Raw genomic sequence first — 12113 nt, 5'->3', positions numbered from 1 at the left:
CGGGATTTGCACTTATAGGGCTGGCCGCCATGTCGCGCGCGGTTGTGCTCGGTTTTTCGCCACGTTTTTTTGACACGTGCATCATCGACCGTTGTCTCTTCGCACGGCGCGGCAGGCACGCAACAGGAAAGCCGTGCGGCTGCACGGCTTGCATGGATCTTGCCGGTGAAGCGACGCAATCGACACGATCGGCACCGGCAGCTTGTTTCGCATATCGAATCAGCGGGCGTCATCATGACGGCCCGCTGTCGTGCGTGTCAGCGTTCCGTCACGCGGCTGTCGCCGCGGGCTCCGTTCGCACCGGCGTCGCTTCGCGCGCCGCGCGGCGATCGGCACGGATCATGTCGCTCGCGCGCTCGGCGATCATCAGCGTCGGCGAATTGGTATTGCCCGATGTAATGAAGGGCATCACCGACGCATCGACGATCCGCAGCCCGGCGATCCCGCGTACCCGCAGCCGGCTGTCGACGACCGCACGCTCGTCGTCGGCCCGCCCCATCCGGCAGGTGCCGACCGGGTGGAAGATCGTCGTGCCGACGGCGCCCGCCGCGTTGATCAGCTCGGCTTCGCTCCGGTACTGCGTGCCGGGCAGGATTTCCTCGGGCCGATAACGCGTGAGCGCCGGCGCGGACGCGATCCGGCGCGTGAGGCGCAACGCGTTCGCGGCGACGTGGCGATCGTGGTCGGTCGACAGATAGTTCGGCGCGATTGCGGGTGCGACACCCGGATCGGCGCTCGCGACATGCACGCTGCCGCGCGACGTCGGCCGCAGATGGCACACGGACGCCGTAAATGCATTGAAGCTGTGCAGCGGCTCGCCGAAACGTTCGAGCGACAGCGGCTGCACGTGGTATTCGAGATCGGGGCGCGTGAGTGCCGGATCGTCGGGGTCGGATTTCGCGAATGCGCCGAGTTGCGACGGCGCCATCGACATCGGCCCGCGCTGCAGCAACGCATATTCCGCGCCGATCATCAGCTTGCCCCACCAGTGCGCGGACAGCGTGTTGAGCGTGCGCACGCCTTCGACGCGAAACGCCATCCGCAATTGCAGGTGATCCTGCAGGTTTTCGCCGACGCCGGGCAGATCCTGCACGACGTCGATGCCGAGCGCCTGCAGCCGCCGGCCGTCGCCGATGCCCGACAGTTCGAGCAGCTGCGGCGAATTCACGGCGCCGGACGTCAGTAGCACCTCCGAGCGCGCCCGCGCAACGTAATCGGTGCCGCCGCCGCGATATTCGACACCGACCGCGCGCCGCCCGTCGAAAATCACGCGCTGCGCGTGCGCGCCGGTGATCACGGTCAGGTTCGGGCGCGCCATCGCGGGCCGCAGGAACGCCTTCGACGTATTCCAGCGCACGCCGCGCTTCTGGTTCACCTCGAAATAACCGACCCCGGAATTGTCGCCGCGGTTGAAGTCGTCGGTTGCCGGGATGCCCGTCTGCTGCGCGGCCTGCGCGAACGATTCGAGGATCTCCCAGCGCAGCCGCTGCTTCTCGACGCGCCAGTAACCGCCCGCGCCGTGTGCGTCGCTCGCGCCCGCATGGTGGTCCTCGCTGCGCTTGAAGATCGGCAGCACGCTGTCCCACGACCAGCCGGCGTCGCCGGTTTCCTGCGCCCAGCTGTCGTAATCCTCGCGCTGGCCGCGCATGTAGATCATCCCGTTGATCGACGAGCAGCCGCCGAGCACGCGGCCGCGTGGATACGACAGCGCCCGGCCGTTGAGCGCCGCTTCGGGTTGGGTCTTGTACAGCCAGTCGGTGCGCGGGTTGCCGATGCAATACAGATAGCCGACCGGGATGTGGATCCAGTGATAGTCGTCCTTGCCGCCTGCTTCGAGCAGCAGCACGCGGATGTCGGGATCCTCGGTCAGGCGGTTCGCGAGCACGCAGCCTGCGGTGCCCGCACCGACGATCACGTAGTCGAATTCGCCTTCGAGCGTGCGTGGAGTACTCACGGCGTGTCCCCTTCTTCGTTGTTGTGCGCCGCGCGGCGCGGTGCCGCGCGCATTCTCAGCATAGTGCGTCGCGGCCCGCGCTGGCGGCCGCGCGACACGACCGATGAAGCGTACTCCCGCCGCCGGCTGCCGATCCAATGAGTTATGCTGAACTGCGTTATAAGCCGCGCTCATATCACGACGATGGATCTCACCCTGCTCCGTGCGTTCGCGACGGTCGCACGCGAAGGCAACCTGACACGCGCCGCGGTGCAGCTGCACCTGACGCAGCCGGCCGTCAGCCTGCAGATCAAGCATCTGCAGGAAACGCTCGGTGTCACGCTGTTTACGCGCACGTCGCGCGGGCTCGCGCTCACGCGCGACGGCCAGACCCTGCTGCCGCATGCGGAACGCGCGCTCGCCGCGGCCGCCGACGTGCAGCGCGCCGCTGCTGCGCTGCGGCACGAGGTGCGCGGCCGGCTGCGGATCGGCACGATCCTCGATCCGGGCTTCCTGCGGCTCGGCGGCTTCCTGCGCGCGCTCGTCGAAACCCATCCGCAGATCGAAACGGCGCTGCGGCACGGGATGTCGGGTTGGGTCATCGAACAGGTGCGCACGCAGGCGCTCGACGTCGGCTACTACATCGGCCGGCCGGGCGAGGACGATCCGCTCGACGGCGCACTGTTCCACACCGTCACGCTCACGCATTTCGAGTACCGCGTGCTCGCGCCGGCCGGCTGGAAGGAGCGCGTACAGCGCATGAACGACTGGCGCTCGCTTGCCGCGCTGCCGTGGATCTGGACGCCGCCGGCATCCGCGCACCACCGGCTGCTGTCGCGGCGCTTCGCCGACGCCGGCGCGCAGCCGCTCAAGGTTGCCGAGGTCGACCAGGAGCAGTCGATGCTCGATCTCGTCAAATCGGGCATCGGATTGACGCTCGCGCGCGATTCGACCGCGCTGGCCGAAGCGCACGCGCATGCGCTGACGATCGTCGAACGCGTGACGGTGCCGACCGAGCTCACCTTCGTGACGCTCGCCGAGCGGCGCGACGAACCGGCGATCGCGGCGGCGCTGCGGCTGATCGAGGCGCAGTGGGCGATATGAGCGGTGCTGATGAAAGTGCGCGTGCCGGGCGTCGGGCGTCGGGCATCCCGCTGCCGGGCACGACACGCGTCATCGCGCCGCACCCCGCCCCCGCCGTCACGCCACCGTCTCCACGTTTTTGCTAGATTGTGCGTTCGCACACCGCGAGACCCCGATTGAAGGAGACCCGCATGGCCCGCAACATCGAGATCAAAGCCCGCGCCCGCGAATTCGACCAGCTGCGCGAACAGGCGGCCAAACTCGCGACCGAAGCGCCGCTCTTCTATCGCCAGCAGGATTTCTTCTATGACGTGCCGCGCGGCCGGCTGAAGCTGCGCCGCTTCGAGGACGGCACGCCGGCCGAACTGATCTTCTACCAGCGCGACGACCGCGACGGCCCGAAGGCGTCGTACTACACGCGCAGCCCGGTGACGAACCCCGACGCGATGCACGCGCTGCTCGCCACCGCGCTGACCACGCGCGGGATCGTGACGAAGGAACGGCACGTGTACCTGGCGGGCCGCACGCGCATCCATCTCGACCGCGTCGACGGCCTCGGCGATTTCATCGAACTGGAAGTCGTGCTCGGCCCCGACGACGACGAAGCAGGCGGCGAAGCCGAAGCGCACGACGTGTTCGCGAAGCTCGGCGTGTCGCCGGACGATCTCGTCGCGGTCGCATACGTCGACCTGCTGAACGCCGACACGCAGCACGAAGCGGCCTGATCCGGCCCTGCCCCGGGGCGGCGCCACCCGCGCCGCCTTCGCCCCTGCCGCGCCGTCGCCGCCCTGCCGCCGTGTCAGGCCGCGCCGGGCGCCAGGTGCGCGAGCGGCAGCGCGCCGTTGCGCTTGAAGGTCGTCAGCACGATGTTCGAGCGCACGCTGTCGACGCCCGGCACGCGCATCAGCTTCTTCATCACGAACTGCGACAGCGCGTTCAGGTCGGGCGCGACGATCCGCAGCAGGTAGTCCGCGTCGCCCACCACCGCATGGCATTCGAGCACTTCGGGCAGCACGTCGATCTGCTGCTGGAACTGCTCGATGATCGAATCGCCGTGGTGCTTGAGCTTGAGGCTCGTGAACGCGGTGACGCCGAGCCCGAGCTTTTCGGGCCGGAGCATCACGCGGTAGCCTTCGATCACGCCGGCCGCCTCGAGCCGCTGCAGCCGCCGGCCGATCTGCGATGGCGACAGCGGCACCTCCTCGCCGAGCTGCTGATGCGTCGCGCGGCCGAAGCGCTGCAGCACGTCCAGCAGCGCGAGATCGAAGTGATCGAGTTCCAGCATGAGCATTCTCCGCATTGATCCTTGATTTGATGCGCGATTATCGCATCATCGCGCGAATCAACGCCAATATTGCGCCCATTCCGCGCGCAGCCCGCTCTACACTTGCATGGTTCACAACCGCCGCGTGCAGAGCCAGATCATGTCCACCGTCGTCACCGCGAAACTGCAGGAGCAGTTCGATGCGGGCCTCGAAACCCGCGCCGATTTCACCATCGACCAGCCGCTCGCGCGATACGGCCAGGTCGACCACGCGGTGTGGAAGCAGCTCTATGCACGCCAGTCGGCGCTGCTGCGCGGGCGCGCGTGCGACGCGTTCGTCGCGGGGCTCGGGAAGATCGACCTGCCGGCCGATCGCGTGCCGTCGTTCGCCGACGTGAACCGCCAGCTGAAGCCGGCAACGGGCTGGGAGATCGTCGCCGTGCCGGGCCTCGTGCCCGACCGCGTGTTCTTCGAGCATCTCGCGAACCGGCGCTTCCCGGTCACCTGGTGGATGCGCCGCCCCGACCAGCTCGACTACCTGCAGGAACCCGACTGCTTCCACGATCTCTTCGGCCACGTGCCGCTGCTGATCGACCCGGTGTTCGCCGACTACATGCAGGCGTACGGCCGCACCGCGCTCGCGGTCGCCGACGACGAAGCGGCGCTGGCGCGGCTCGCGCGACTCTACTGGTATACGGTGGAATTCGGGTTGATCCGCGATCCGCGCGGCACGAACGGCCTGTCGATCTACGGCGCCGGGATCGTGTCGAGCAAGGGCGAAAGCCTGTACAGCCTCGAAAGCGCGGCGCCGAACCGGCTCGGCTTCGACCTCGAGCGCGTGATGCGCACGAAGTACCGGATCGACACGTTCCAGAAGACCTACTTCGTGATCGACGATTTCGCGCAGTTGTTCGCGCTCGCCGACGTCGACGGCCGCGCGCTGGCCGACCGGCTGGCGGCGCTGCCCGAGTTCGCGGCCGGCGCGGTGCTCGACACCGATCGCGTGCTGCATCGCGGCACCGGCGAAGGCTGGCCCGACGACGCCGGCGCGTGACCCGCGAACGCGCGCCGATGGTCGCCGGATGGCTGTCCCCGGATGGCCGTCCCACAACTATGAAACAATGACCGGTGCCGGCTTCGTCGCGCGGCGCAGCCGCGCGCGGGCGCCGTTACCGAACGAGAGGTGCAAGATGATCCACAAGCTCACATCAGAAGAACGCAAGACCCGGCTCGAAGGCCTGCCGCTCTGGTCGGCTGTACCGGGCCGCGACGCGATCCAGCGCAGCCTGCGCTTCGCCGATTTCAACGAAGCCTTCGGCTTCATGACGCGCGTCGCGATCAAGGCGCAGGAAATGAACCACCATCCGGAATGGTTCAACGTGTACAACCGCGTCGACATCACGCTGTCGACCCACGACGCCGACGGCCTGACCGAACGCGACATCGAACTGGCGCTTTTCATCGACCTTGCCGGCGCGCACGCGAAACCGGCCGCCTGACACCCTCCCCTACCGCCGCGCGTCCTTTGATGCGCGGCGCGTCAACTTTTCATTTCGATGAACGTTTTCTAGGATGTAGTCAGCGAAAGCCTTCAGCTTTCCAAGCCATCCTTAAGGCGCACGTAAGTCTCGTACGCATTCCGTGCCTTGGGGTCCAAACCTTCCAGTTGCAGCGCGCCTTGGCGCTGTACAATCAGCAGCGCATACGGCTTGGAAAGCGCGCTGGCCTCTTCGCAGAGTTTGAGTTCGTCGCCGCTCGACGGCGAGCGGGCGCGCCAGAAATTGATCGCGGCTTCTAGGTCGTTGATCGAAATATCGGACATGATTGGATTTAATCGTTCGCTGGCCGCCATGCTTGATGTCAGGTGTCGCGGCACCCCTGTGGAAACGGCGTCGTGCTGTCCGCGTGCCTGAACCGCCAACCCATTGTACTTGAGCGAACTTCATGCGACTCCTTCTGATCGAAGACGACCGCCCCATCGCACGCGGTATCCAGAGCAGCCTCGAGCAGGCTGGCTTCACCGTCGACATGGTGCATGACGGCATCTTTGCCGAACAGGCGCTGGCACAGAATCGCCACGAACTCGTGATCCTCGACCTCGGCCTGCCGGGCATCGACGGGATGACGCTGCTCACGCGCTTCCGCCAGACCAACCGCCACACGCCCGTCATCGTGCTGACCGCACGCGACGAGCTGAACGACCGGATCCAGGGCCTGAACTCCGGCGCCGACGACTACATGCTCAAGCCGTTCGAGCCGGCCGAGCTCGAAGCGCGCATCCGCGCGGTGATGCGCCGCAGCGGCCCGCACAGCGACATGCCGCGCCCGGAAGTGTCGCTCGGCGGCGTCCGCCTGTCGGGCGTCGATCGCCGCATCTTCAACGACGACAAGCCGCTCGAACTGTCGCCGCGTGAATTCGCGGTGCTCGAGATGCTGCTGCTGCGTCACGGCCGCGTCGTCAGCAAGGCCCAGCTGCAGGATCACCTCACGCACTTCGGCGGCGATCTCGGCGACACCGCGATCGAAGTCTACGTGCACCGCGTGCGCAAGAAACTCGAGCAGTGCCGCGTCGAAATCGTCACGGTGCGCGGCTTCGGCTACCTGCTGCAGGAAATCCGCCAGACGGCGAGCGTCTGAACGGCGGTGCGGCGCACCGGCCGGCCTGGCCGCCGGCGCGCCCACCCTGCCCGCATCGCCGCCCGGCGTACGACCGCGCCGCTCCCCGTGAGCGGCGCTTATCCATTTGCCCGTCGAAATGTCACCTGATCCGGCTGTGACCACCAGCCTGCGCCGCTCGCTGCTTCGGCGCCTCGCCGCCCCGCTGTCGATGCTCGCACTGATGAGCGGCCTGATCGCCTACTGGCTCGCGTGGCAATACACGCAGCACGTGATCGACCGCTCGCTCGCCGATCTCGCGACCGCCATTTCCAAACAGATCCAGATCGCCGGCCCCGACGCGCCGTTTACGGTGCCGCCGCTCGCGCAGGCGATGTTCTCCGATCCCGCCGAAGCGCTGATCTACCGGATCAGCGACGGCGAACAGGAACTCGCCGGCGATCCGAAGCTGCCGCTGCGGGGCATCAACGTGCGCCGCATGCATCACGCGTACGTGTTCGAGGCCGAATACGACAATCGCGCGGTACGGGTCGCGCAGGTGCGCGTCGACAACGTCGAAGGCGGCAAGCCGATGGTCGTCGAGGTCGCGCAGCCGGTGCGGCACCGCTACCGGATCGCGGCCGAATTCCTCGTCGCGATCATGATGCCGCTGCTGCTGCTGCTGCTCGCGGGCTGGGGCATCGTGTGGCGCGTCGTCAACCAGCAGCTCGGCCCGCTCACGCATCTGGCCGATTCACTGAACCGGCAGACCCACACGTCGCTGGAACCGGTCGACGAAACCGAGGTGCCGCTGGAAATCCGGCCGCTGACGAGCGCGATGAACGCCCTGCTCGGCCGCCTGAAAACCGCGCTCGACGCGCAGCGCAAGTTCATCGCCGACGCCGCGCACCAGTTGCGCACGCCGCTCACGGCCGTGAAGCTGCATGCGGAGCAAGCGGCCGTGGCACGCGACCCGCACCAGACCTTCGCCGCGGTGCGCGAGCTGCGCGCGGCCGCCGACCGCGCGGTACGACTGTCGAACCAGTTGCTGTCGCTCGCGCGCGCGGAACCGGGCGAACAGGCCGCGCGGTTCGTCGACGTCGACCTCGCGGCGATGGCATTCGAGACGGGCGCCGAATGGGTGCCGCGCGCACTCGCGTCGCACGTCGACCTCGGCTTCCAGCGCACCGACGATCCGGGTGACGACGAGAAGCTGGTCGTGCGCGGCAACCCCGTGCTGTTGCGCGAGGTGATCGCGAACCTGCTCGACAATGCGCTAAAGTACGTGCCGCTCGGGCGGCCGGACGGTGCGCGGATCACGGTGAACGTCGCGCGCGGCGCGCTCGAGGGCGGCCAGCCGGCCGCCGAGATCGTCGTCGAGGACAACGGCCCCGGCGTGCCCGCCAACCAGCAGGCCGATCTGTTCAAGCGATTCTTCCGCGGCGACGCGCAAAACGGCAACGGCGTCGAGACGGGTGCCGGGCTCGGCCTCGCGATCGTGCACGACATCATCGCGATGCACGGCGGCACCGTATCGTACGAGGATGCGTCGGAAGGCGGCTCGCGCTTCGTGGTGAGGGTGCCGCTGGCTGCACGCACGAACAAGCCGGCCAGCGAAACCCCGGCCACCGCGTCGACGCACTGAGCGATTCGCGTCGGGCGGCCCCTGGCCGGGTCGCACGCCGGATGACGAAGGCGGAAAACCCGGCCGCATGATGCAGCAGCCGGGCGCTGAAACGGCAGCGGCAGCGCACGATGCGCCGCCGCCTGCGTCACTTCCTGTTTTTCTTGTCCTTCGAACGGGACTCGGACTTGCCGTCCTTCTTGTCCTTCTTCTTTTTCTTCTTCTTGCCGCCGTCGTCGGACGTCGCGAGCAGCGTGCCGCGGCACGACGATGCGCCGCAATGGCACGCGTATTCGCGCTTGAGCGACTTCGTCAGCTTCGCATCGATCACGAGGCCGTAGTCGTAGAACAGTTCCTCTTCCGGCCCGATGTCGCGCAGCGCGTGGATGTACACGCGGCCTTTGACTTCCTCGGCTTCGCAGTTCGGTGCGCACGAGTGGTTGATCCAGCGCGCGCTGTTGCCGTCGATCTTGCCGTCGATCACCCCGCCCTCGTCCAGTGCGAAGTAGAACGTATGGTTCGGTTCGCTCGGGTCGTGCGGATGGCGACGCAGCGCTTCCTTCCACGAAATTCGTTCGCCCTTGTATTCCACTACGCGCTCGCCGGCCTTGATCGGCGCCACGGCGAAGACGCCCTTGCCGTGTACTCCCGAGCGGCGCACCGCGATCCTGCGTGAACTCATCGAACGAATCCTTGTGAAAACGACTTGAATGGGGCGGCCGCGATCGTGGCCTGGCGTCGCGCAAAACGAAAACGCGGCACCGGTCGGTGCCGCGTCGGGACATGCGGCGAATCACCCGCATCCTACACGTTCACGATTGCTTCGTTCAACATCACGCGCAATATTGCGCGTGCGATGCTCAATGCTGGCCGAAGGCGACGTCGCCGAACAACGCCTTGTGCTCGCGCGGCTGCGAACGCCAGTACTGCGGCGGCGCCGTCACCTGCGCACCGAGCTCGGCCGCCGCGTGCCACGGCCAGCGCGGGTCGTACAGCATCGCACGCGCCATCGCGACGAAATCGGCATCGCCGGCCTCGATGAGCCGGTTCGCATGCGCAGGCTCGTTGATCAGCCCGACGGCAACCGTCGGCATGCCGACCGCGCGCTTCACCGCCTGCGCGAACGGCACCTGGTAACCGGGCGACAGCGGAATTTTCTGCAGCGGCGACACGCCGCCGGACGACACGTCGATCCAGTCGCAGCCGCGGCGCTTCAGTTCGTGCGCGAACGCGATCGTATCGTCGAGCTCCCAGCCGCCTTCGACCCAGTCGGTGGCCGACACGCGCACGCCGACCGGCCGATCCTCCGGAAACGCCGCGCGCACGATCTCGAAGATCTCGAGCGGAAAGCGCATCCGGTTTTCGAGCGAGCCGCCGTATTCGTCGGTGCGCAGGTTCGCGAGCGGCGACAGGAACTGGTGCAGCAGGTAGCCATGTGCCGCATGCACCTCGATCGCGTCGATACCGAGCCGTGCGGCACGCTTCGCCGAGGCCGCGAATGCTTCGCGGATCCGGTTCAGGCCGGCGGCATCGAGGGCGAGGGGCGGCGTCTCGCCGTCCTTGTGCGGCACGGCCGACGGTGCATGCGGCAACCAGCCGCCGTCGGCGACCGACACGAGCTGACCGCCCTGCCACGGCACGTTGCTCGACGCCTTGCGCCCCGCATGCGACAACTGCATCGCGACGCGGATCGGCGAATGCTTGCGGATCGCGGCCAGCACGGGCTTCAGCGCGGCTTCGGTCACGTCGTCCCAGAGGCCGAGGTCCCCATGCGTGATGCGCCCGTCGGGTTCCACCGCGGTCGCCTCGATGCAGAGCAGCCCCGCGCCCGACAGCGCGAGATGGCCGAGGTGAATCATGTGCCAGTCGGTCGCTTCACCGCGCTCGGCCGAATACTGGCACATCGGGGAGATCACGATCCGGTTCGGAAGAGTCACGCCGCGCAGCGTGAACGGGGAAAACAGCGCAGTCATGGAGGCCGCTCGCCAGGAAAGGAAAGAGCGAACGAGCGTAGCACGCAGGCCGCAAGCGTGCTGACGGTGCACGCGGCAGTAAGCGGATGGTCAGGTACGGCCCGCGGCGGGTTGCGGGCGACGCGGCAAACAGCGCGCATACGGCGATGCGCCGGCCTGCAACGGACGCGGGCCGGGCAACCGCTTCGCGGCAAACGGCAGTGCCGCTTGCCGCGTCAGAGTCCGACGCCGTCGAGCCACTCCGCGAACATCCGTCGCGCGGCCGCCTCGAGCGCGGGGCCGTGCTGCGCGGTATCGGCGCGCAACTGGCGCGCGTCGATGCCGGGCGTGGCCGCGATTTCGCCGGCGTTGGCGATCAGCCACGGTTCGAAGCGGTCGGTGCGGATTTCCGGATGGCATTGCAGCGCCAGCACGTGCTGGCCCCACGCGAATGCCTGGTGGCGGCAGGCCGGTGTCGACGCGAGATGAATCGCGCCGCCCGGCAGGTCGAACGTGTCGCCATGCCAGTGCAGCATCGACGTCGCCGCGCCATCGAGATGGCGCAGCGGCGATGCGCGGCCGGCATCGGTGAGCGTCAGCGGCGTCCAGCCGAGTTCGTGCTGAGCGGCCGGGTAGACGCGCGCGCCGAGCGCCCGGGCGATGAACTGCGCGCCGAGGCAGATGCCGAGGATCGGCAGCCCGGCGTCGATGCGCGTGCGCACGAGCGCCGCGAGCGGCGCGATCGTCGGATACTGCGCGTCGTCGTACACGCTGAGCGGCCCGCCGAGCACGACGATGAGCGACGGTTCGAGTACGTCGAGCACCTCGAAGCGCGACGACCCGACGTCGACGTAGCGCACCCGCCGGCCCCGTTCGCCGAGCACCTGCTCGAAACTCCCGAGATCCTCGAAGTGCACGTGGCGGATCGCCACGACTTCAGCGTTCATCATCGGCCTCCCGGTCGATCGACGGACGTCAGCCGGCGAAAATCTTCCAGGTCTTCTTCTGCGTCGCCGCGTCGGCTTCTTCCTGCACCGAGCAGTCGAGACGCAGATCGCTGTCGGACATCGAGATGTCGAGCGCCGCGCAATGATGCACGGTCTTCTTCGACAGCTTGCCCGGCTGGAAGTGGGCGCACGTCAAGCACATGCGCTGCGGCGGCGTCGCACCGGCCACCTGCAGTTCGCGCAGCGTCTTCAGCAGCGCGCGATACAGTGCGCCCTGCTCGTCCGCGCCGAGCTTGCCGACGGCTTTCGTCAGGAATTCAGGCCATTGCAGCGCCTTCTTCGCGGCCGTGCGGCCACGAGCCGACAGGCGCACGGCCAGTGCGCGGCCGTCGTCCAGCGCGCGGCGCTTCTCGACGAGCCCCTTCGTCTCGAGCGTGCTGACCGCATCGCTCGTGGTCGCCGCGGTCAGCTGCGTCTCGCGCGCGATCTCGCCGAGCCGCATCGGGCCCTTGCGCTGCAGCAGCAGCACGAGAATCTCGCCCTGCGTCGGCGTGAGGCCAGCGCCTTCCGCCCAATCCCATGCCTGGCTTCGCATGGCCGTACTCAACCGCAGCAGGCTGTGGGTCACACGTCCCGAAGCCTGATTCCCGTAAACGCCTTCGCTCATAGTCTTTTCGCTTTGCCGCCGCCCGGTTTGCCGAGCGGCCGTAGTGTG

General features: G+C 67.8%; 13 protein-coding genes. 6 read left to right on the top strand and 7 right to left on the bottom strand.

The features are described from left to right. Window positions 1-268 precede the first annotated feature (268 nt). Window positions 269-1954, bottom strand: a complete 1686-nt coding sequence (locus APZ15_RS04350; protein WP_027788721.1) for a GMC family oxidoreductase — start codon at window positions 1952-1954, stop codon at window positions 269-271. Window positions 1955-2137: 183 nt separating this feature from the next. Here APZ15_RS04350 and APZ15_RS04345 point away from each other — a divergent pair, with 183 nt between their 5' ends. Beyond that, window positions 2138-3037 carry a LysR family transcriptional regulator gene (locus APZ15_RS04345; protein WP_027788722.1) on the top strand — a complete coding sequence of 300 codons (900 nt, stop codon included), beginning with the start codon at window positions 2138-2140 and terminating at the stop codon, window positions 3035-3037. 170 nt (window positions 3038-3207) lie between these two features. Then, on the top strand, window positions 3208-3741 hold the full coding sequence (locus tag APZ15_RS04340; RefSeq protein ID WP_027788723.1) for a class IV adenylate cyclase: 534 nt from the start codon (window positions 3208-3210) through the stop codon (window positions 3739-3741). 74 nt (window positions 3742-3815) lie between these two features. Here the strand turns inward: APZ15_RS04340 and APZ15_RS04335 are convergent, their stop codons facing one another. Then, on the bottom strand, window positions 3816-4301 hold the full coding sequence (locus tag APZ15_RS04335) for an Lrp/AsnC family transcriptional regulator (RefSeq protein WP_006408082.1): 486 nt from the start codon (window positions 4299-4301) through the stop codon (window positions 3816-3818). Window positions 4302-4440: 139 nt separating this feature from the next. Between APZ15_RS04335 and phhA the strand changes: the two genes are divergently transcribed. Then, the gene (gene phhA / locus APZ15_RS04330) at window positions 4441-5334 is read left to right on the top strand and encodes a phenylalanine 4-monooxygenase (RefSeq protein WP_034195935.1); all 894 of its coding nucleotides are present in this window, start codon (window positions 4441-4443) and stop codon (window positions 5332-5334) included. Between the two features lie 67 nt (window positions 5335-5401). Next, window positions 5402-5779 (top strand): 4a-hydroxytetrahydrobiopterin dehydratase, encoded by a 378-nt coding sequence (locus APZ15_RS04325; RefSeq protein ID WP_255221837.1) that lies wholly within the window; start codon window positions 5402-5404, stop codon window positions 5777-5779. A gap of 92 nt (window positions 5780-5871) precedes the next feature. On the opposite strand, the gene APZ15_RS04320 is transcribed toward APZ15_RS04325, so the two are convergent. Next, window positions 5872-6102, bottom strand: a complete 231-nt coding sequence (locus APZ15_RS04320) for a DUF3717 domain-containing protein (RefSeq protein ID WP_021160419.1) — start codon at window positions 6100-6102, stop codon at window positions 5872-5874. Between the two features lie 122 nt (window positions 6103-6224). On the opposite strand from APZ15_RS04320, the gene APZ15_RS04315 reads away from it, so the two are divergent. Continuing rightward, window positions 6225-6917, top strand: coding sequence for a response regulator (locus tag APZ15_RS04315; RefSeq protein ID WP_006401494.1), 693 nt, complete (start codon window positions 6225-6227; stop codon window positions 6915-6917). A gap of 118 nt (window positions 6918-7035) precedes the next feature. Continuing rightward, entirely contained in the window at window positions 7036-8520 is a 1485-nt protein-coding gene (locus APZ15_RS04310; protein WP_027788726.1) for a sensor histidine kinase, read from the top strand. A 127-nt stretch (window positions 8521-8647) separates the two neighbouring features. Here the strand turns inward: APZ15_RS04310 and APZ15_RS04305 are convergent, their stop codons facing one another. The 4 genes from APZ15_RS04305 to APZ15_RS04290 form a co-directional block, all read right to left on the bottom strand. Then, complete coding sequence (locus APZ15_RS04305) at window positions 8648-9181, bottom strand: SET domain-containing protein (protein WP_027788727.1); 534 nt, start codon at window positions 9179-9181, stop codon at window positions 8648-8650. A gap of 178 nt (window positions 9182-9359) precedes the next feature. Then, a complete protein-coding gene (locus tag APZ15_RS04300) occupies window positions 9360-10472 on the bottom strand; it encodes an NADH:flavin oxidoreductase/NADH oxidase (protein WP_027788728.1) in 1113 nt (370 codons plus the stop codon). A gap of 215 nt (window positions 10473-10687) precedes the next feature. Further along, entirely contained in the window at window positions 10688-11398 is a 711-nt protein-coding gene (locus tag APZ15_RS04295) for a glutamine amidotransferase (protein ID WP_027788729.1), read from the bottom strand. A gap of 28 nt (window positions 11399-11426) precedes the next feature. Then, window positions 11427-12065, bottom strand: coding sequence for a MarR family winged helix-turn-helix transcriptional regulator (locus APZ15_RS04290; RefSeq protein WP_027788730.1), 639 nt, complete (start codon window positions 12063-12065; stop codon window positions 11427-11429). Window positions 12066-12113 lie beyond the last annotated feature (48 nt).

It is taken from the genome of Burkholderia cepacia ATCC 25416, assembly GCF_001411495.1.
Classification (GTDB): Bacteria; Pseudomonadota; Gammaproteobacteria; order Burkholderiales; family Burkholderiaceae; genus Burkholderia; species Burkholderia cepacia.
This window is presented reverse-complemented; position numbering and strand designations above follow the sequence as displayed.

Coding starts and splice junctions, on each gene's coding strand:
- APZ15_RS04345 (WP_027788722.1), top strand. CDS start 2,138: ATGGATCTCACCCTGCTCCGTGCGTTCGCGACGGTCGCACGCGAAGGC.
- APZ15_RS04340 (WP_027788723.1), top strand. CDS start 3,208: ATGGCCCGCAACATCGAGATCAAAGCCCGCGCCCGCGAATTCGACCAG.
- APZ15_RS04335 (WP_006408082.1), bottom strand. CDS start 4,301: ATGCTGGAACTCGATCACTTCGATCTCGCGCTGCTGGACGTGCTGCAG.
- phhA (WP_034195935.1), top strand. CDS start 4,441: ATGTCCACCGTCGTCACCGCGAAACTGCAGGAGCAGTTCGATGCGGGC.
- APZ15_RS04325 (WP_255221837.1), top strand. CDS start 5,402: ATGACCGGTGCCGGCTTCGTCGCGCGGCGCAGCCGCGCGCGGGCGCCG.
- APZ15_RS04320 (WP_021160419.1), bottom strand. CDS start 6,102: ATGTCCGATATTTCGATCAACGACCTAGAAGCCGCGATCAATTTCTGG.
- APZ15_RS04315 (WP_006401494.1), top strand. CDS start 6,225: ATGCGACTCCTTCTGATCGAAGACGACCGCCCCATCGCACGCGGTATC.
- APZ15_RS04310 (WP_027788726.1), top strand. CDS start 7,036: ATGTCACCTGATCCGGCTGTGACCACCAGCCTGCGCCGCTCGCTGCTT.
- APZ15_RS04305 (WP_027788727.1), bottom strand. CDS start 9,181: ATGAGTTCACGCAGGATCGCGGTGCGCCGCTCGGGAGTACACGGCAAG.
- APZ15_RS04300 (WP_027788728.1), bottom strand. CDS start 10,472: ATGACTGCGCTGTTTTCCCCGTTCACGCTGCGCGGCGTGACTCTTCCG.
- APZ15_RS04295 (WP_027788729.1), bottom strand. CDS start 11,398: ATGAACGCTGAAGTCGTGGCGATCCGCCACGTGCACTTCGAGGATCTC.
- APZ15_RS04290 (WP_027788730.1), bottom strand. CDS start 12,065: ATGAGCGAAGGCGTTTACGGGAATCAGGCTTCGGGACGTGTGACCCAC.